This is a genomic window from Chryseobacterium wanjuense (assembly GCF_900111495.1).
GTDB classification, from domain to species: domain Bacteria; phylum Bacteroidota; class Bacteroidia; order Flavobacteriales; family Weeksellaceae; genus Chryseobacterium; species Chryseobacterium wanjuense.
Map to the genome: position 1 here is coordinate 571977 of NZ_FOIU01000002.1, position 18913 is coordinate 590889.

Here is an 18913-nt window from a genome sequence, read left to right on the forward strand (position 1 = left end):
TGAAAAATTGATACACATTATAAACTAGCCATAGCACTTCCCATTTACGACCATAAAGGGATAAAAATCAAATCATTACAAATTCATCCTTCAGTTTTAAAAATTAATGGTCTGATTTTTGAAAACTATAAAACAAAAAATTTCAAAAATGAAAAAGAGATTATATTCAACTGCAGTGGTTCTTTTATTTGGAATCGGTGTATCTGCACAAAAAACTGATTCTGTAAAGCAAGAGATAAAAAAAGATGCTAAAAAAGTAGAAACAGCCGTTAAAGATGGTGCAGAATGGACTGGCAAAACTGCTGAAAAAGGTTATGACGCTACAAAAAAAGGCGTAAAAAACGCAGTAAAATGGACTAAGAAAACAGCTAAAAAAGGAGCAAAAGCCGTAGATAAAACCTACCAGGATGTAAAAACAGATATTAAGAAAGATTAATAACAGAAAAAAATAGGATATAATAAACCACTGCCATGGCAGTGGTTTATGTATTAAAAAAATTGAATATTTTATATTTGCTGATTGCCCAAAAAAGCATCCCAGCCCTGCGCCGTCAAAGCCACCAATTGATTGGAACCTCTTGCTACCATAAAATTTCCTTCCTCTTTTTCCACCGCATGTCCGATAATGGTAAAATCAGGGTGATTTTTAATTTTATCAAAATCATTCGGAGAAATTGTGAACAATAGTTCATAGTCTTCACCGCCACTCAAAGCCGCCATTACAGGATTTAAATTAAATTCATCCGCCGTCGTGATCGTCAGATTATCCATCGGAACTTTCTCTTCATACAATCTGAAACCAACTTTAGACTGATCAGAAAGATGCAGAATTTCAGAAGCCAGACCGTCTGAAATATCGATCATAGAAGTTGGTTTGATATCCAATTGTTCTAAAATTTCTTTCACATCCGTTCTTGCTTCAGGCTTTAATTGTCTTTCCAGAATATAGTCGTAACCTTCCATTTCAGGCTGCATATTCGGGTCAGCCAGGAAAACGGCGTGCTCTCTTTCCAAAATCTGAAGTCCCATATAAGCCCCACCTAAATCTCCTGTCACAACAAGTAAATCGTTTGGTTTTGTGCCGCTTCTTTTGACAATATTTTCGTCATTTTCGATTCCGACAGCTGTAATGCTCATGACAAGTCCTGCATTTGAACTCGTAGTGTCACCACCTATCAAATCAACTTTATATCTTGCGCAAGCCGCCTGAATTCCGGAATAAATTTCTTCCAGAGCTTCCACCGGAAAACGGTTGGAAACGGCCAAAGAAACCAAAATCTGTGTTGGAGTAGCATTCATTGCTGCAATATCACTAAGATTCACAACAACAGCTTTATATCCCAAATGTTTCAACGGAACATATCCTAAATTGAAATGAACACCCTCTGCCAAAACATCCGTTGTAAGGACAACCTTTTTGCTTCCGGGATTAATGACCGCCGCATCATCTCCTACTCCAAGCTCCGAAGATTCGTTGGATAAAGGAAAATGCTCTGTCAAATGTTTTATTAATCCAAATTCTCCTAATTTAGAGATTGGTGTTAATTCTGGTTCTTTATCTTCAAACATATTTTAATTATAAGTAATGAGTAATTGGTAATAAGTAATGTTTCAGCCACAAATAACCCTGAACTCCAAACATTAAACTTTAATCCTTAAATAAGTTGTGCCGGATCAATATTTTCCGGACGGAAAGGCAATTTTTTAAAATCTTCCTTGGTTAAAATTACCGTATTCGGACCTTTATATTTATTCATTGCTTCTACCACATCATCCGGCGGAGTCGTCATTTTTCTCAACATCGTATCGATCCACACACCTGTCGCTTCCGAAGTCGCACAATGCTCTCCTTCCGGCGTATAAAATTTGTGCACAAAACGATAGATTGAAGAATCTTCTGCACATCCATCGATCTCAAGGCTTACGATAACCGTCTGATCTGCAAATATTTCCTTAAAAAAAGAAAATCGTTCATGCATGATCACGGGACCAATTCCCCATCGGCTCATTTGGGTAACGCCCATTTTTTCCTGCTTCATAAAAGCCATTCTGGTTTGTGCACAATATTGCACATAAGATGAATTTGCTAAATGTTTGTTGGCATCAAGGTCACTCCAACGTACTTCGAATTTATGGTAAAAAATCATTTAAATTTATTTTAAGTAAGTATGAACTTTAAATTTCCTCACCACAAAAGTCACAAAAGTTTTTTAACACTTTAGAACAAAAAGCTAAAATAAATTGCAATAGAGTTCACATAAGAGGAAAATCAAAGATTTTCAAAAACTAATGTGTTCTTTTTTACTACTAAAATGCAATTAAAAAAAACTTTTGTGACTTTTGTGATTAATAATTTTTCGGCGTTATGGTTCAAAAAATTATATTCTTCAAAATTACTCAAATAAGATGGTTTATAAAAATTGTAGTTTTGTAAAAATAATCTTGAGCATAAGATTAATCATACTATGAAGCAAATTATCATTATCGGAGGCGGAGCGGCAGGATTTTTCTGCGCGGCGAACCTTGACGAAACCAAATATAAAATTACCATTCTCGAACAAAATTCGGATGTCCTTCAAAAAGTGAAAATTTCGGGAGGAGGGCGATGCAATGTGACGCACGCTTGTTTTGACCCAAGAGAATTAGTTCAGTTTTATCCCCGTGGAAACAAAGAATTATTAAGTGTTTTCACCAAGTTTCAGCCTGGTGACACGATGGATTGGTTTGACCAACGAAAAGTTTCGTTGAAGATCGAAAATGATAACAGAATTTTCCCTGAAAGTAACTCGTCGCAGACGATTATCAATACTTTTTTACACGAAATTCAGCAAAAAAATGTTGAAGTAAAAACCAAATGTTCTGTAAAGGAAATTGAAAAATTAGACGGAAAATATTCCGTTAAAACAAGTTTGGGAGATTTCGAAGCTGATTTTGTGATTTATACTACCGGAAGTTCTCCAAAATCGTTGAAAATGATTGAAAACTTAGGTCATAAAATCATTGATCTGGTTCCTTCGCTTTTCACATTTAATATTAAAGATGATTTACTGAAAGACCTGGCTGGAACAAGCTTTGAAATGGCAGAAACATCGATTCCAAAGTTAAAAACCGAAGAAAGTGGACCATTATTAATTACCCATTGGGGCCTTTCGGGTCCTGCGATTCTGAAAATTTCGGCTTGGGAAGCAATCAATCTGGCGAAAGTGAAATATAATTTTGAAATTCAGGTTAATTTTATTTCAAAAGACATCGGTGATGCGGAAGAACTGTTCCAAAGCTTTAAACAATCAAACCCTAAAAAGACCATTGGACAATCGAAAATTTTTGATGTGACCAATCGTTTTTGGCAGAGAATTTTAGAAGTTTCAAAAGTTGATTTGAATAAGCAAGTAGCCAATATCTCAGGAAAAGAAATGCAGACAATTCTTGAAAATATATGCAAAAAGAAATTTCAGGTGACGGGAAAATCGACTTTCAAAGATGAGTTTGTAACTGCGGGAGGTGTTGATTTAAAGGAAATTAATTTCAAAAATATGTCTTCGAAGATCTTGCCTAACTTTTACGTTGCCGGAGAAGTTTTGAATATTGATGCAGTGACGGGAGGGTTTAATTTTCAGGCGTGTTGGAGTGAAGCGTGGCTGATTGCTCAGGATTTGAATTCAAAATGATTTAAACACAAATCCCACTAATATTTTTACCACAATATTTGTGAATATCTGCGGAAAAATTTGTGATATTAGTGTTTTAAAAAAGAACACAAATTATAAAATGCTTTTAGCTAAAAAAAATATTCTGAATGCTTTTAAAATCCTTTTAACCATAGGATTCGGGTATTTCTTTTGGCTCATGCTGAAAATCACTTTAGAATATATTCCTTTAAAAACAGATGTAAGTTTTTTAATGATCAAACAAACCGAAGTCGGCGAAAGACCGGAATATCTCTACTTTTTCTACACTCACGTTTATACAAGTATTTTTGTTTTATTGAGCGGATTTTTAGCCTTAATCAGAAAAGATTTTGGAGTAAAAAATTTTCATAAAAACGCAGGAAACATTTATATTTTTCTGATTTTAATTTTTGCTGCCCCATCAGGAATTTACATGGGAATTTTTGCCAACGGTGGAATTTTATCTAAAACTTCGTTTGTTATTCTGGGCTGTTTGTGGTGGTTTTCGACCTTTAAAGCGTATCAACTTGCGCGACAGAAAAAATTTAAAGAACACAAGCAATGGATGTGGCGCAGTTTTGCACTCACCATTTCTGCGATCAGCCTGAGAATGTGGAAGGTCATTATTGTCTATTTATTTCACCCCAATCCGATGGATGTTTACCAGATCATCGCATGGATGGGCTGGATTCCCAATATTATTTTAATTGAATATTTAATCACAAAAAAATACATATGAAATCGCTCTCTCATTTTTTGTAAAACAACACTCCTTTCTGCGATTACATATGACCAATAAAAATCAATAACAAATTACATATGAAAATTTTAAAATTAACATTAATCTCCTTATTTGCAATTAGTTTCATTGCCTGTAAAAAGGATGCAAAAACTACAAGCTCTTCGAAAGACAGCCTTACAGCGAAGAAAGATTCGGTGGTCGTCCCTGAAATTTATAAGGAATATTACGGAATTTACATGGGCGATTTTGCAGGAAAAGAAATGATTACTCCTGAGATTGGCGAGGAATACGAAGGCGAGGTTTACAAGAAAATTTCTTTAAAAATCAACAGAATCACTAAAGACAGCGTGTACGGACAAAGCATTGTCAATGGAAACCAGCGCCCTTTCCGAGGGGTTTTTAACGAAAGCACAAAATCCTTTATTCTGGATGAACCGGGCAATGATAAAACCGACGGGAGATTTGAAGTAAAATTAAACAATGACAGCCTCACCGGAAACTGGAATGCTTTCAATAAATCTGCTGTAAAAGCTCCGGTTAAAACGTTAAAGCTTATAAAAAAAGAGTTCGTCTACAATCCAAATTTCATGTTGAGTGAAGACAATGACCTTATCGACTGGGAAAATCCGAAAAATTTTGTTGAAAAATACACCGACGAAGAAACCGGAAAAACAGAAAGCTACACTGCCTCAAAAAACAGAATTGCTTCTGATGCTGTTTTTAAACTGAATGCTTCCAAACAAAAACTTACTGAAAAAGACCTTAAAAACCTCAGAAAACTGGATCTGGAAATCATTAAAAATTCGGTTTTTGCAAGACACGGATATTCTTTCAAAAAAGCGACCTACAGAAATTTCTTTGAACAGACAGACTGGTACATTCCCGTTTCCAATAATGTAGACAATGATCTTTCGCCGATGGAGAAGGAAAATGTGGCTTTATTGAACCGTTTTATTAAATATGCGGAGGATAAATATGATAGTTTTGGAAGGTAGTTTTTGAAACTTTATTAAGATTGATTATTAGATCCTTCGACTTCGCTCAGGATGATACTGGCAAATTATTCCGCTTAAACAGGAACACTTAGTATTAGAGATGTCATCCTGAGTGCGAAGCAGTCGAAGGATTTATTTTTTTAAGTTGTAATCGCACGAATACGTAAAGCAGCAAACATCCAACCGCATAACACAAAATATCAATCCACGAAAAAGAATTTCCGACAACGATATACATCACGCTTCCAGGCTCTAAACCTAATCTATCAGCAATTTTAAAATACTGTGCCAACTCAACCATACAGGAAAAAATGAGAATTCCGACAATCAGTTTTTGATCATTAATTTCTATAAAACTCTTAATAAAGGTGTACAAAAGCATCACCACAATAACGTCTCCAAGATAGGCTCTGATAAAGAAAATGTCTTTTAAAGCAGTGGCGATGAGAACCTCAACCAAGAAAATGAGTAGTGTTGCAACGAAATATTTTAAACTGAATCTGAATTTCATAGGTGTGTTTTGGCTAAAGCCGAACTGTTTTGTTATTAAAAAAACGGGCTAAAGCCCGTTCTTATTGATCTATTTGACAAAGATATTATTTCTTCACCTTCACTGTACATCCGATGGCCACAGTTTTTGTCATTTTTATCGGTTCGTTTTTAATTAGCGCATTTACCGCATCCTGAACATAATATTCTGAAACATCATTTGGATTTTCGTAATTGTTATCGATCGCTCCGATGTATTTTACGATATTTTTACCGTCTTCTTTTTGCAAAAGGAACACATGAGGCGTTTTTGTTGCCCCGTATTGAGGGAAAATTTTCTGACCTTCATCTACCAGATACGGAAATGTGAATCCCTTTTGTTTTGCCCTTTCGATCATTTTCTGATAGTCGTCTTCAGGCTGTACGGAAGGATCATTGGGGTTGATTGCGATCACAGGATACCCTTGAGATTTGTATTTTTTGTCTAATTCGATGATTCTGTCTTCATACTTTTTCGCGTACGGACAATGATTGCACGTGAACACAACAATGAAACCTTTTGCCGTTTTGAAATCGCTCAGAGAAACCATTTTCCCGTCGACATTTTTAAGTTTAAAATCTGTTGCTTCATCGCCTATTTCGTAGCCTTTTGCAGAAGAAATATTTTCTTTTTGAGGCTTGTTTTTATCCTGATTTATCGTTGTGAAGCTCAATAATCCGAGTCCAACCATGAAAATCATTACTAAAATTTTAAAATTTTTCATAGCATATTTGTTTTAAGGTAAATTTTTTACAATTGTCTTTTCAAGGTCTTCCTTGCTCATTTCTCCGTCATTGAAATGTACTTTTTCACTGTTTTTATAGAAGATCGTCACCGGAATATTTCCGTCCCAGTTTTTTTCAAAACGCGGAATCCAGGTGTTCATTCTTTTGATATCATCTAGAAGAATGACCTCGGCGGTAAGATTTTTATTTTTAATGAATTTTATCACTCTTTCTTTGTCAACCAATCTATCCAGCGAAACCAAAATCATTTTAAAATTTGGGTTTTCAGAATACTTTTTATTGATTTCCATAAAATGCGGAAGTTCTTTCACACACGGCGCACAGGTTGTTGCCCAGAAATTCACAACCAGAAGTTTATTTTTTTCTTCCTGAATCCGTTTTTCAAGTTCTTCATATTTCACGGCCGAAACCGTTGTCTGCTGCGCCTTTGAAATGGTAAAGCACAACATCAGAAATAGTATTTTGATTACATTCTTCATATTCAAAATTAATCAATTATTGTAAATCATAGTATCATTAAGAACATTCTACCTGATTTTTAACATTTTATTCATTATTCTAATTGATTATTAATCTTATTCGGCTCTTTTTTTGCTGTGCTAAAAAACAAGCATTTTATAAATTATGAAGAAAATAATTCTTTTTTTAGGTCTTTTTTTTAGTGCTGCAGTTTTTGCTCAGGAATATAGTAATGTTACTCAGCTTCCGGATTATGCCATTTTAAGAACAAAAATGAAGCTGGATGATGCCGTTTACACCAAAGCAGACGTTCCCGCAGAATTTCCCGGCGGAATGGCCACTTTTAAAAGAAAATTTGCCGAAAGCATGGACGTAATTGATGTAAAATCAAATAAAATCGATACCCGCGTCTATTTTATCGTTGAAAAAACCGGCTATGTACGATATGTCGTTGCAACCGGGAGCGATGAGAAACATTCACATGCCGCAGAAATTGCCGTCAGAAGATTATTTGTAAAGTGGAAACCCGCAACCATCAATGGGGAACCGGTTCGTTATCTTTATACTTTTCCTTTGTCTTTGAAGAAATATGATTAAAATAAAAAATGATTGGAAACTACCCTCCAATCATTTTTTTTATCGAATTAAGCTTCATTAAAGCTTCAATAGGTGTCAATGTATTAATATCAATTTTCGTTAATTCCTCACGGATATTTTCGAGAACCGGATCGTCCAACTGAAAGAAAGACAATTGCATATTTTCTTCCGTTACCCTTTTAATTTTCTCGGAAGAACCGCTTTGAGACCGGCTTGCTTCCAGCGTTTTCAGGATTTCATTGGCACGATTCACGACTTTTGCAGGCATTCCCGCTAGTTTTGCCACATGAATACCGAAACTGTGCTCGCTTCCGCCCGAAATTAATTTTCTTAAGAAAATAATATTTCCTTTGTTTTCCTGAATAGACACGTGGAAATTTTTCACTCTTTCAAAATTCACGGTCATTTCGTTCAGCTCGTGGTAGTGTGTTGCAAATAATGTCTTGGCCTGCGTCGGATGCTGGTGAAGATATTCCGCAATCGCCCATGCAATCGAAACCCCGTCGTAAGTGGAAGTTCCACGACCGATTTCATCTAATAAAATTAAACTTCTTTCGGAAATATTATTTAAAATATTCGCCGCTTCGTTCATTTCTACCATAAAAGTGGATTCACCTGCAGAAATATTATCCGTCGCTCCTACCCTTGTAAAAATTTTATCTAAAATTCCGATTTCCGCATGTTTTGCAGGGACAAAACTCCCGATCTGCGCCAACAGACAAACAATCGCTGTCTGACGAAGAATCGCCGATTTACCCGCCATGTTGGGTCCCGTCACCATGATAATCTGCTGAGAATCTTTGTCTAAGAAAATATCATTCGGAATATATTTTTCGCCCAGAGGAAGTGCATTTTCAATGATCGGATGCCTTGCCTCTTTTAAATCGATGGAAAAACTTTCGTTCAAAACAGGCTTTGTATAACTCTCAGAAACAGCAAGTTCCGACAGCCCAACCGCAACATCCAATTGTGCAATAATATTCGAATTTTCCTGAATCTGATCGATATAAATCATTGTTTCAGAGCAGACATTTCTGTACAGCTCATTTTCTAAAACCCCTATTTTTTCCTCAGCTCCGAGAATCTGATTTTCGTATTCTTTTAATTCTTCCGTAATGTAACGTTCCGCATTTACCAGCGTCTGCTTTCTTAGCCAATCGCTTGGAACCTTATCTTTATGGGTATTTCGGACTTCAATATAATATCCGAAAACATTATTAAAATCAATTTTAAGGCTTGAAATTCCTGTTCTTTCAATTTCTCTCTGGCACATTTCGTCCAGGAAACCGCGACCTTTGGACTGAAGCCCTCTTAATCGGTCAAGTTCTTCGGAAATCCCTTCTTTAATCACATTTCCTTTCGCCAGGTTTACGGGAAGCTCGTCATTCAGATGATTTTGAAGACATTTTATCAGTTCATCCTGGTCATACAAAGGATCCAACCAGGCCAAAACATCGGCATGAGGATGAAGTAACGCCTTAATTTTATGAATATTAATCAAGCTCTGACGAAGATAGCCTAGTTCTTTCGGTGAAATTTTTTCTGCCGCCAGTTTTCCCATCAATCGATCCAAATCGGAGATGGATTTTAATAACTGGGAAATTTCATATTTAAGATGATCGTTTTCGTTTAAAAAATCAATTAAAGAAAGCCTTCTGTTGATTTCGTCAACTGATTTTAACGGTAAAATAATTCTTCTTCTGAGCAATCTACCGCCCATCGGCGTTGATGTTTTGTCGATAATATCCAAGAGAGATTTCCCCTGTGGGTTGCTTGGATACACAATTTCAAGGTTTCTCAACGTAAAATTATCCATCATCAGATAATCCTCCTGTGGAATTACTTGAATTTTTGTGATGTGAGCTAATAAATTGTGGTGGGTATCTTCCACAAGATAAGCGAAAATAGCTCCCGCTGCCGTAATTGCTAACGGTTGATTTTCAACACCAAAACCTTTTAATGAATTGGTTTTAAATTGATTCGTCAGTTTTTCGTAAGCAAAATTATATTGATATGCCCAGTCTTCAAGTTTAAACGCATTTTTATTTTTAATCTGCTCCGGAATCTGAACGCTCCGCTGATAGATAATCTCACTCGGATCAAAAGTATTGACAATATGAAGCAGTTTTTCTAAATTTCCTTCACTCACCAGAAATTCTCCCGTCGAAATATCCACCAAAGCAATCCCGAACTTCTCTTTTTCTTTATGAAGAGACAACAGGAAATTATTCTTTTTTGAATTTAAAACCTGATCGTTGAATGTAACACCGGGAGTCACCAGTTCGGTAACGCCTCTCTTTACAATTCCTTTCACCGTTTTCGGATCTTCCAGCTGGTCGCAGATCGCAACCCTCATCCCAGCGCGCACCAATTTTGGCAAGTAAGAATCTACCGAATGATGCGGAAATCCGGCCAATTCGATATGTCCTTCCCCATTCGCTCTTTTCGTAAGAACAATGCCTAAAATCTGAGAAGTTCTAACAGCATCCTGCCCGAAAGTTTCATAAAAATCGCCCACCCTGAAAAGTAAAAGCGCATCAGGATATTTCGCCTTGATGGTATTGTACTGTGTCATTAACGGGGTTTCTTTCTTCGTCGCTTTTGCCATTAAAATCGTTCTTAAGAATTAGGTCGGTAAAAGTATGAAATAAAATAGTAGAAGTAAAGTTTTTGAAAACTTACAGCTCAAAAAAGAATTTTTTTAATATTGAATACGTAATCCTTGTCAAGGTTTAAAACCTTGACAAGGATCATTGAACTCAAAAATATTATTCAGAATATTTATCCATGGCCTTCGAACTCTTCTTATATGCCCATTTCTGTTTGTAATTCACCCACTTAGCTTTGAAAACTTTTCGCATTAATTTATCCGTATATCGCATCACAAAAACATGATACAGCATACTTGCAAAAACATTCGGTTTATTGGGAAGCGCACGAAGCGACATTGAAAATCCAGGCTCCAAATATCTGTTGAAATGCCAGAAAGCCCCGGGAATAAAGAGCGCATCACCGTGTTCCATGAAAATTTCAAAACCTTTGGCATGCTTCAGGGCGGGAAATTTTTCATAATCCGGATTTTCATAATCCAATTCATAGATGGTATGTACAGACAACGGAACTTTATATAAAAATGCAGACTGTTTTTGATCAAATAATAAAATCCTTTTTTTTCCCTCAAAATGAATGTGAAGAAAATCTCCCAGATCCACATCATAGTGCATTAAAACATGAGCTTCGCTACCCCCGAAAAACAAGGTTGGAAGGCGCTTAAAAAATTTCATTCCCAAATCAGGATAGGTGAAATTTTTTAACAATTCAGGTAAACGGTCGGTGATGATGTAAAAGAAAATACGCAAGTCTGAAGGTTTACTTTTAATCGTATCGATATAATCCCGCATTTTCATATGCGTTACCGGAGCATCAGAGCTTTTGGAGGCATCTGCTGGTTTGTTATCATATAACGGAACTTCCTGATCTCCTGCTTTTTCCCTAATAAAATCAAAATTCCATTTGTCGAAAGCATCCCATCGGCTCGCAAAATTCTTGATCAAAAGAGGTCTGTGCTTTTTGAAATAATTTTTCTGAAAATCTTCTTTACTAATATCTGTTACAACATCTACGTTTTCGAGAATCATTTTGTGTGGTATTTTAAATGCGAAATAAAAGTAGTGTTTTTTTGAATTTTGGGGAAATTTTGAGGTTAAATTTATCTCCCGCTGATTTCACAGGTCTATACAAGCTTTTTTCTATATAATGTCATTCTGAATGAAGTGAAAGCGTAGTGAAGAATATAATTTTTAATGCAAAGTTCACAAAGATTTTATTTAAATTTTTTATGAATATTTTTCGGTCACAAAGGCACTTCGTTCAGCAAATGATAGCAATAGAAAAGTCGTTGCCATCAAAAATATTTGTAATACGAAGAAAAACATTTGAGTAAATTACGTTTAAATAAATTTTTCTTTTAATGCAAAGTTCACAAGATTTTATTTAAATTTTTTATGAACATTTTTCGGTCGCAAAGGCACTTCGTTCAGCAAATGATAGCAATAGAAAAGTCGTTGCCATCAAAAAATATTTGTAATACGAAGAAAAACATTTGAGTAAATTACTTTTAAATAAATTTTTCTTTTAATGCAAAGCTCACAAAGATTTTATTTAAATTTTTTATGGACATTTTTTGGTCGCAAAGGCACTTCGTTCAGCAAATGATAGCAATAGAAAAGTCGTTGCCATCAAAAATATTTGCAATGCGAAGAAAAACATTTGAGTAAATTACTTTTAAATAAATTTTTCTTTTAATGCAAAGCTCACAAAGATTTTATTTAAATTTTTTATGGACATTTTTCGGGCGCAAAGGCACTTCGTTCAGCAAATGATAGCAATAGAAAAGTCGTTGCCATCAAAAATATTTGCAATGCGAAGAAAAACATTTGAGTAAATTACTTTTAAATAAATTTTTCTTTTAATGCAAAGCTCACAAAGATTTTATTTAAATTTTTTATGGACATTTTTCGGGCGCAAAGGCACTTCGTTCAGCAAATGATAGCAATAGAAAAGTCGTTGCCATCAAAAATATTTGTAATACGAAGAAAAACATTTGAGTAAATTACGTTTAAATAAATTTTTCTTTTAATGCAAAGCCCACAAATATTTTATTTAAATTTTTTATGAACATTTTTCGGTCGCAAAGGCACTTTGTTCAGCAAATGATAGCAATAGAAAAGTCGTTGCCATCAAAAATATTTGTAATACGAAGAAAAACACTTGAGTAAATTACGTTTAAATAAATTTTTCTATTTTTTTTTACCAAAATTTTAAGATTTTTATTAAAGCAAGGATAAAACGAAAAATTTATCTTTGTAAGACCAACAAATTTTATGAGAGTTTACAACACTAAAAATTTCCTGAAAATCCTTTTCAGTCTGCACAAAAGCGACACCATGAAAATCCTTTTCCCGACCATGGTTCTGGTAGGGTTATATTCGTGGGGCATCGAATTTCTGGAAGTTGAATATTTTCATCTTTCTTCAAAATCTACGGTCAGTAATGTAAGCCTGATTCATTCTCTGCTGGGTTTTGTGCTTTCTTTATTGCTTGTTTTCAGGACAAATACAGCGTATGACCGATGGTGGGAAGGGAGAAAACTTTGGGGAAAGCTGGTGAATGACACTCGGAATTTTGCGATAAAAATCAATGCAATTCTTGAAAACGACAGACAAGATGCCGAACAAATCGCAAGGTATTTAAAATATTTCCCGCATTTTCTGGCTAAACATCTTTCAAAAGAATCAACAAGACTTGCTTTGGATGAAGATTATTCTGAGATTGAAGAATACATCAAACATCATGGCCCGAGTGAAATTATCATTCTTTTAACCCATAAATTAAATCAATTAAAAAAAGAAGGAAAAATCTCAGATGTTGAAATGCTGTATCTCGACACCCAGCTTTCCGGGTTTCTTGATGTCTGCGGAGGTTGCGAGAGAATTAAAAACACTCCGATTCCGTATTCTTATTCTTCTTTTGTGAAGAAGTTTATCATTCTGTATGTTTTGGCATTACCTGTTGCTTATGTAATATCTATCGGGTTTTTCATTATTCCGCTTACGGTTTTTGTTTATTATGTTTTAATGAGCCTTGAAATGATCGCCGAAGAAATAGAAGACCCTTTCAGTAATGATGAAAATGATATTCCGATGGAAGCTATTGCCCAAAATATTGAGAAAAGTGTTCATCAGATCATGGATTTAAAATGATAAAATCTTTTTCAACTGAAAAATCGTAACTATTTATAATTAATTTTGTAAAAAAATAAAATTGGTACACAAATTAAAACTGGAAGAGCTCAACAGGATCGATGTGGAAACATTCAAAAATGTTGAAAAAATTCCTTTGGTCGTGGTTTTGGATAATATCAGAAGTATGCACAATGTAGGAGCGACGTTCAGAACGGCGGATGCTTTTTTGATTCAGAAAATTGTTCTTTGCGGAATTACTCCTCAACCGCCACATCGTGAAATTCATAAAGCAGCATTAGGCGCAACGGAGAGCGTTGACTGGAGCCATGAAAGTGATATTAATACAGCAATAAATGATTTAAAGTCTCAGGGTTTTGAAATTGTTGGCATTGAGCAGACCACCGACAGCCGGATGATTACTGATTTTGTGATTGATCAATCTAAAAAATATGCCATTATTTTAGGAAATGAAGTGGAAGGAATCAGTGATGAAGCCTTACAAAACATCGATTCTTTCATAGAAATTCCACAGTTGGGAACAAAGCATTCTTTGAATGTAAGTGTCTGTGGCGGAATCGTAATGTGGGAGTTTGCAAAGGCCTTAAAATAAAAAAACTGCAGAAGTCCTAATAGACAGTGCAGTTTGAAATAAATCTAATAAAAAGTAAAAATGAAAGGCTACAAAGGTAAGTTTTTTTTCTTCACAAACAAATTTTAAGATTGCTTTTTTTTGAATTTTATCAAAATAAACATTTTAAATTTATTTGTAATAGATCAGCATTAATCGTCAAATAAATCAATTTCGATAATGTTGTTTTCTTTTTTAATCTTATTTTTATAATATCTTTCCATATTCTTTTTAAATTCACTACTGCTTTTTCCGTCTTGGGTTTCAAGGATATCCATACCCTGAAAATTTTTATTTGGGTTTTCCCGATATTCCTTATATAATTTTTTATATTGCTTTTGGTCTATGGGATAAAGCTTTACATTATTGGTTTTCTTACTTAAAGTTCCTTTGATTTTTTGAATTGAAATAAGCTGAAAAGTATGAGTCAAAGTGCTGTCTGTTATTTTATGATGAGTCCCGGTAAGCCGTGAAATTTATATGGTCCGTCTGATAGGGGAATATCTGTAGAAAACCATGCCTCCTAAACTCTGCCGCCGAAATTCACAGTAGCTTTCTGTGCATTTATTTTATTGATTTCTTTTTTTTCTGAAGAAATATCCCAGTTCAAATTTCTTACATCAGAGACTGAATAAAAATCATTATTTATAGAAGTAATGAGAAAAACTTTTTGTGGATATTCCTTATAAACCCTGTCTACAAAAAGACTTAATTTATAACCCTGAAGTGATGCAATCGAATCATTTTTATAGTTTTGAATATCATAAAAAACAGATCCTTCTTTATAAACATCCAAATACATGATTGATTTTGTAGTATCTTTTATTTTATTAATATCTTTATTGGATTTGTATTCATAAACAAATCGATTTGACTGGCAAAAAAGAAAAACTGGCAGAAAAAAACAAAATACACATGCTTTCATTATCAAATATACAATTATTCAACAACTAAGGATTTATTATTTCCTTAAAATCTGAATAGTTTCAAAGTATTAAATTTAACCATTTAAGATTTCAACATCTCTCTAAAACGAGAATGTCATAACTGTTGAGTATTTTTTCTTTTGCGAAACTTTTGCTTTTTGATAGAAATTTTATTTAATTTTTTATAAATTAGCACTATGTTTATCAAGGAATATATCTCAAAAGATTACCCGTGTTTTAGCTTGACTGACTCAATAGAATCAGCAAGAGACATGTTAGAAGCATTTGGATATTCTCATGTTTTCATAAAAAAATCCCATCACTTTTACGGGGCACTTGCAGAAGATTTTCTTTATGAAGAAGAAGGAACGCTAAAGGATCTCGAGCATCAGATCGAGCGTTTCGCTATTCTTGAAGACAACAATATCATGGATAGCATCAGGTTGTTTTATACCTTCAATGCCAATGTAATTCCGGTGATCAACAAGGCTGAAAAGTATTTGGGATATATAAGCTGTGAAGATATTTTCCAGGATTTGTCGAAGTATCCTCTGTTTTCGGAATCGGGAGCCATTCTTACCGTGGAAGTTCCGTCCAGAAAATATTCGATGACGGAAATCGCCAACATTGTGGAAAGTAATAACTCCAAATTTTATGGTGCATTCATCAGTTTCATGTCCGATGAAGTGATCCAGGTAACCATAAAGATCGGCAACGAAAACCTGAGCTCCATTGATGAAACATTCGACCGATATGATTATAGAATCGTTGAAAAATACTATTCTGATGAAAAATCGGATTTGTTTAAAGACAGATTCGGATTTTTACAAAAATTCATAGAAATATAAAAACTAATGAAGGCAGCCATATATTCTCAGAAAAAAGATCTTGATACTTTTTTATATTTAAGCAAATTTATTTCCGAGTTGGAAAACCGAGGAGTAAAATCTGTTTTGTATGATGAAATGGCAGAAGCTCTTCAGTTTTCAAAAATTTTCGAAACCTTCAATTGTAAACAGGATCTTCTGGATAAGGAAGTCGATCTTTTCTTCACTTTCGGTGGAGACGGAACGATCGTTAATTCTTTAACCTTTATCGAAGACCTTGAAATCCCGATCGTAGGGGTAAATACCGGAAGATTAGGGTTTCTGGCAAGCTTTACCAAAGAAGAAGCCTTTGCAGAGCTCGATTCTATTCTGAAAGGTGATGTAAAAACAAGCCGCAGATCTGTCATTGAAGTCGTTTCGCCTCAATTAGAAGATTTTTTCCCTTATGCCTTAAATGATGTTACGGTTTCCAGAAAAGAAACAACATCAATGGTAACAGTGGATTCTTATATTAATGGCGAGTTTTTAAATGTTTTCTGGGGAGACGGAGTGATCGTTTCCACACCGACTGGTTCTACCGCCTATTCTTTGAGCTGCGGCGGGCCGATCATCTCTCCGAACAACGAAAATTTCGTCATCACCCCCATCGCTCCCCACAACCTGAATGTGAGACCTTTGGTGGTAAACGACAGGGTAGAAATTAAATTTAAAGTGGAAAGCAGGGTTTCACAATATTCCCTTTCGCTGGATTCCCGATTGATACACATAGAAACGGACAAAGAAATTGTTATCAGAAAGGCCAATTTCCAGATTTTGCTGGTGCAGCCCAACAACCTGAGTTTCTATGAGACCATCCGCCAAAAGCTACTTTGGGGAAGGGATAAAAGAAATTAACAATTAATCAAAAATTATTACCTTTACAGGAATTTTAAAAACACCTAATAATTTATCATTAAAAAGTAAAACATGAGCAGAATTTTCCCGGCAGGAGTTGCCACAGGTCAGTTAGTTACTGATATTTTTCAGCATGCTAAAGAAAACAAATTTGCATTACCTGCAGTAAACGTGATTGGTTCCAGCAACGTAAATGCGGTATTGGAAACTGCAGCAAAATTAAACTCACCTGTTATTATTCAGTTCTCTAATGGTGGAGCTGCTTACAATGCAGGAAAAGGATTAAGCAATGACGGGCAGAAAGCGGCTATTTTAGGAGGTATCGCCGGAGCAAAACATATTCATACCCTTGCAGAAGCTTACGGAGCTACGGTAATTCTTCACACAGACCACTGTGCAAAGAAATTGTTGCCTTGGATCGACGGATTAATGGATGCTAACGAAGAATTCTTCAAGCAGACAGGAAAATCTCTCTACTCTTCTCATATGTTGGATCTTTCTGAAGAATCTTTAGAAGAAAACCTGGAAGTTTCTGCTAAATATTTTGAAAGAATGGCTAAAATGCAGATGACTCTTGAGGTAGAAATCGGAGTGACAGGAGGTGAAGAAGATGGTGTTGACAATTCAGATGTTGATAACTCAAAATTATATACTCAGCCGGAAGATGTAGCTTATACATATGAAAAACTGAAAGCTATTTCCGACAACTTCACGATTGCTGCTGCTTTCGGAAACGTACACGGAGTTTACAAGCCAGGAAACGTGGTTCTTACACCAAAAATCCTTGACAATTCTCAAAAGTATGTTCAGGAGAAATTCGGAACTGCTGCGAAGCCTGTTAATTTCGTATTCCACGGAGGTTCTGGTTCTACTTTGGAAGAAATCAGAGAGGCTATCGACTACGGAGTTATCAAAATGAATATTGATACTGACCTTCAGTTTGCATACACAGAAGGTATCAGAGATTACATGGTCAACAAAATTGATTATTTAAGAACTCAAATCGGAAATCCTGAAGGAGAAGAAGCACCAAACAAGAAATTCTACGACCCTAGAGTCTGGATGAGAAAAGGTGAAGAAACATTCTCTACAAGATTGGTAAAAGCATTTGAAGATTTAAATAACGTAAATACGCTTAAATAAATTATAAATTTTGGATTATAGATTTTAAATATTCATCCTCAATAATTTAAATAAAATTAAAACAGGCTCTTTTACAATCTATAATTTGAAATTAAAAATCTAAAATTTCATAAATGGCATTCGACTGGTTTAAAAGAAAAGCAAAAAACATTACCACCTCTACTGATGAAAAAAAGGATGTTCCCAAAGGTCTTTGGCATCAGACTCCGTCAGGAAAAGTAGTAGAACACGATGAGTTGAAGAGAAACAACTATGTTTCTCCGGAAGACGGATTTCATGTAAGAATAGGAAGTGCAGAATTTTTTGACATCCTTTTTGATGAAGGTAAATTCACTGAACTAGATGCTAATGTTGAAAGTATAGACATGCTGAACTTCAAAGACACGAAGTCTTATACAGACCGTCTGAAAGAAGTAAAAGCTAAAACAAAACTTACAGACTCTATCAGAAATGCCGTAGGAACCGTAAAAGGAACTGAAATGGTGGTTTCCTGTATGGATTTCGCATTTATCGGAGGTTCTTTGGGATCTGTGATGGGCGAAAAAATCAGAAGAGCAGTAGATTATTGTATTAAAAACAAACTTCCTTATATGATCATTTGTCAGTCAGGAGGAGCGAGAATGCAGGAAGCTACATATTCTTTGATGCAGTTGGCAAAAGTACAGGCAAAACTGGCTCAGCTTTCAGAAGCAGGACTTTTATACATCGCTTACCTTTGCGACCCTACTTTTGGAGGGATTACAGCATCTTTCGCGATGACAGCAGATATTATCATGGCTGAACCGGGAGCTTTGATCGGTTTCGCAGGGCCAAGAGTAATCCGTGAAACAATTGGTAGAGATCTACCGGAAGGGTTCCAGACATCTGAGTTCCTTCAGGAGAAAGGATTTGTTGATTTCATCGTAAAAAGAACCGAGATCAAAGATACCGTTGCTAAAACAGTAAATTTATTGGCGGTAAATGCTTAATAATTTGTAACAAAATACTATAATCTCTCTCTAATTGGGGAGAGATT

The 18913-nt window shown here is 35.1% G+C and carries 19 protein-coding genes and 1 pseudogene; 11 read left to right on the forward strand and 9 right to left on the reverse strand.

Annotated features, from left to right (window positions below):
• Positions 1-148 precede the first annotated feature (148 nt).
• Positions 149-436, forward strand: a complete 288-nt coding sequence (locus tag BMX24_RS14330) for a hypothetical protein (RefSeq protein ID WP_089793846.1) — start codon at positions 149-151, stop codon at positions 434-436.
• Positions 437-507: 71 nt separating this feature from the next.
• On the opposite strand, the gene thiL is transcribed toward BMX24_RS14330, so the two are convergent.
• Together thiL and BMX24_RS14340 are read right to left on the reverse strand one after the other, a co-directional pair.
• Entirely contained in the window at positions 508-1569 is a 1062-nt protein-coding gene (thiL, locus tag BMX24_RS14335) for a thiamine-phosphate kinase (RefSeq protein WP_089793849.1), read from the reverse strand.
• Between the two features lie 86 nt (positions 1570-1655).
• Positions 1656-2147, reverse strand: a complete 492-nt coding sequence (locus BMX24_RS14340) for an acyl-CoA thioesterase (protein ID WP_089793851.1) — start codon at positions 2145-2147, stop codon at positions 1656-1658.
• Between the two features lie 318 nt (positions 2148-2465).
• On the opposite strand from BMX24_RS14340, the gene BMX24_RS14345 reads away from it, so the two are divergent.
• The 3 genes from BMX24_RS14345 to BMX24_RS14355 all read left to right on the forward strand — a co-directional run bounded on the left by BMX24_RS14345 (position 2466) and on the right by BMX24_RS14355 (position 5405).
• A complete protein-coding gene (locus tag BMX24_RS14345) occupies positions 2466-3668 on the forward strand; it encodes a BaiN/RdsA family NAD(P)/FAD-dependent oxidoreductase (RefSeq protein ID WP_089793853.1) in 1203 nt (400 codons plus the stop codon).
• 100 nt (positions 3669-3768) lie between these two features.
• Complete coding sequence (locus BMX24_RS14350; RefSeq protein ID WP_089794715.1) at positions 3769-4407, forward strand: DUF2306 domain-containing protein; 639 nt, start codon at positions 3769-3771, stop codon at positions 4405-4407.
• A gap of 80 nt (positions 4408-4487) precedes the next feature.
• Positions 4488-5405, forward strand: coding sequence for a YARHG domain-containing protein (locus BMX24_RS14355; protein ID WP_170835717.1), 918 nt, complete (start codon positions 4488-4490; stop codon positions 5403-5405).
• A 103-nt stretch (positions 5406-5508) separates the two neighbouring features.
• Here BMX24_RS14355 and BMX24_RS14360 read toward each other — a convergent pair whose 3' ends face one another.
• The 3 genes from BMX24_RS14360 to BMX24_RS14370 form a co-directional block, all read right to left on the reverse strand.
• Positions 5509-5916, reverse strand: coding sequence for a ribosomal maturation YjgA family protein (locus BMX24_RS14360; protein ID WP_089793855.1), 408 nt, complete (start codon positions 5914-5916; stop codon positions 5509-5511).
• Positions 5917-6001: 85 nt separating this feature from the next.
• Positions 6002-6658, reverse strand: coding sequence for a thioredoxin family protein (locus BMX24_RS14365; RefSeq protein WP_170835718.1), 657 nt, complete (start codon positions 6656-6658; stop codon positions 6002-6004).
• Positions 6659-6670: 12 nt separating this feature from the next.
• The gene (locus BMX24_RS14370; RefSeq protein ID WP_089793857.1) at positions 6671-7159 is read right to left on the reverse strand and encodes a TlpA family protein disulfide reductase; all 489 of its coding nucleotides are present in this window, start codon (positions 7157-7159) and stop codon (positions 6671-6673) included.
• Positions 7160-7304: 145 nt separating this feature from the next.
• Here BMX24_RS14370 and BMX24_RS14375 point away from each other — a divergent pair, with 145 nt between their 5' ends.
• Positions 7305-7736 (forward strand): energy transducer TonB, encoded by a 432-nt coding sequence (locus BMX24_RS14375; protein WP_089793859.1) that lies wholly within the window; start codon positions 7305-7307, stop codon positions 7734-7736.
• Between the two features lie 19 nt (positions 7737-7755).
• Here BMX24_RS14375 and mutS read toward each other — a convergent pair whose 3' ends face one another.
• Both mutS and BMX24_RS14385 read right to left on the reverse strand, forming a co-directional pair.
• Positions 7756-10344, reverse strand: coding sequence for a DNA mismatch repair protein MutS (gene mutS / locus BMX24_RS14380; RefSeq protein ID WP_089793862.1), 2589 nt, complete (start codon positions 10342-10344; stop codon positions 7756-7758).
• A 160-nt stretch (positions 10345-10504) separates the two neighbouring features.
• Positions 10505-11374, reverse strand: coding sequence for a cupin-like domain-containing protein (locus BMX24_RS14385; protein ID WP_089793864.1), 870 nt, complete (start codon positions 11372-11374; stop codon positions 10505-10507).
• Between the two features lie 1245 nt (positions 11375-12619).
• Here BMX24_RS14385 and BMX24_RS14390 point away from each other — a divergent pair.
• Positions 12620-13498, forward strand: a complete 879-nt coding sequence (locus BMX24_RS14390; protein ID WP_089793866.1) for a bestrophin family protein — start codon at positions 12620-12622, stop codon at positions 13496-13498.
• A gap of 61 nt (positions 13499-13559) precedes the next feature.
• Positions 13560-14090 carry an RNA methyltransferase gene (locus tag BMX24_RS14395; protein WP_089793868.1) on the forward strand — a complete coding sequence of 177 codons (531 nt, stop codon included), beginning with the start codon at positions 13560-13562 and terminating at the stop codon, positions 14088-14090.
• Between the two features lie 170 nt (positions 14091-14260).
• Here the strand turns inward: BMX24_RS14395 and BMX24_RS14400 are convergent, their stop codons facing one another.
• Together BMX24_RS14400 and BMX24_RS14410 are read right to left on the reverse strand one after the other, a co-directional pair.
• Positions 14261-14539, reverse strand: a complete 279-nt coding sequence (locus BMX24_RS14400) for a hypothetical protein (protein WP_089793870.1) — start codon at positions 14537-14539, stop codon at positions 14261-14263.
• Positions 14540-14550: 11 nt separating this feature from the next.
• Positions 14551-15033, reverse strand: a pseudogene (locus BMX24_RS14410) (GLPGLI family protein).
• Positions 15034-15306: 273 nt separating this feature from the next.
• On the opposite strand from BMX24_RS14410, the gene BMX24_RS14415 reads away from it, so the two are divergent.
• The 4 genes from BMX24_RS14415 (at position 15307) to accD (ending at position 18866) form a co-directional block, all read left to right on the forward strand.
• On the forward strand, positions 15307-15882 hold the full coding sequence (locus BMX24_RS14415) for a CBS domain-containing protein (RefSeq protein ID WP_228404861.1): 576 nt from the start codon (positions 15307-15309) through the stop codon (positions 15880-15882).
• Positions 15883-15888: 6 nt separating this feature from the next.
• Positions 15889-16755 (forward strand): NAD kinase, encoded by an 867-nt coding sequence (locus tag BMX24_RS14420; protein WP_089793877.1) that lies wholly within the window; start codon positions 15889-15891, stop codon positions 16753-16755.
• Between the two features lie 72 nt (positions 16756-16827).
• The gene (fbaA, locus tag BMX24_RS14425; protein ID WP_089793879.1) at positions 16828-17898 is read left to right on the forward strand and encodes a class II fructose-bisphosphate aldolase; all 1071 of its coding nucleotides are present in this window, start codon (positions 16828-16830) and stop codon (positions 17896-17898) included.
• Between the two features lie 113 nt (positions 17899-18011).
• A complete protein-coding gene (accD, locus tag BMX24_RS14430; protein ID WP_089793881.1) occupies positions 18012-18866 on the forward strand; it encodes an acetyl-CoA carboxylase, carboxyltransferase subunit beta in 855 nt (284 codons plus the stop codon).
• Positions 18867-18913 lie beyond the last annotated feature (47 nt).

Bases quoted from the DNA above. Each gene is read 5' to 3' on its own strand.
- BMX24_RS14330 (WP_089793846.1), top strand. From the start codon at position 149: ATGAAAAAGAGATTATATTCAACTGCAGTGGTTCTTTTATTTGGAATC.
- thiL (WP_089793849.1), bottom strand. From the start codon at position 1,569: ATGTTTGAAGATAAAGAACCAGAATTAACACCAATCTCTAAATTAGGA.
- BMX24_RS14340 (WP_089793851.1), bottom strand. From the start codon at position 2,147: ATGATTTTTTACCATAAATTCGAAGTACGTTGGAGTGACCTTGATGCC.
- BMX24_RS14345 (WP_089793853.1), top strand. From the start codon at position 2,466: ATGAAGCAAATTATCATTATCGGAGGCGGAGCGGCAGGATTTTTCTGC.
- BMX24_RS14350 (WP_089794715.1), top strand. From the start codon at position 3,769: ATGCTTTTAGCTAAAAAAAATATTCTGAATGCTTTTAAAATCCTTTTA.
- BMX24_RS14355 (WP_170835717.1), top strand. From the start codon at position 4,488: ATGAAAATTTTAAAATTAACATTAATCTCCTTATTTGCAATTAGTTTC.
- BMX24_RS14360 (WP_089793855.1), bottom strand. From the start codon at position 5,916: ATGAAATTCAGATTCAGTTTAAAATATTTCGTTGCAACACTACTCATT.
- BMX24_RS14365 (WP_170835718.1), bottom strand. From the start codon at position 6,658: ATGAAAAATTTTAAAATTTTAGTAATGATTTTCATGGTTGGACTCGGA.
- BMX24_RS14370 (WP_089793857.1), bottom strand. From the start codon at position 7,159: ATGAAGAATGTAATCAAAATACTATTTCTGATGTTGTGCTTTACCATT.
- BMX24_RS14375 (WP_089793859.1), top strand. From the start codon at position 7,305: ATGAAGAAAATAATTCTTTTTTTAGGTCTTTTTTTTAGTGCTGCAGTT.
- mutS (WP_089793862.1), bottom strand. From the start codon at position 10,344: ATGGCAAAAGCGACGAAGAAAGAAACCCCGTTAATGACACAGTACAAT.
- BMX24_RS14385 (WP_089793864.1), bottom strand. From the start codon at position 11,374: ATGATTCTCGAAAACGTAGATGTTGTAACAGATATTAGTAAAGAAGAT.
- BMX24_RS14390 (WP_089793866.1), top strand. From the start codon at position 12,620: ATGAGAGTTTACAACACTAAAAATTTCCTGAAAATCCTTTTCAGTCTG.
- BMX24_RS14415 (WP_228404861.1), top strand. From the start codon at position 15,307: ATGTTAGAAGCATTTGGATATTCTCATGTTTTCATAAAAAAATCCCAT.
- BMX24_RS14420 (WP_089793877.1), top strand. From the start codon at position 15,889: ATGAAGGCAGCCATATATTCTCAGAAAAAAGATCTTGATACTTTTTTA.
- fbaA (WP_089793879.1), top strand. From the start codon at position 16,828: ATGAGCAGAATTTTCCCGGCAGGAGTTGCCACAGGTCAGTTAGTTACT.
- accD (WP_089793881.1), top strand. From the start codon at position 18,012: ATGGCATTCGACTGGTTTAAAAGAAAAGCAAAAAACATTACCACCTCT.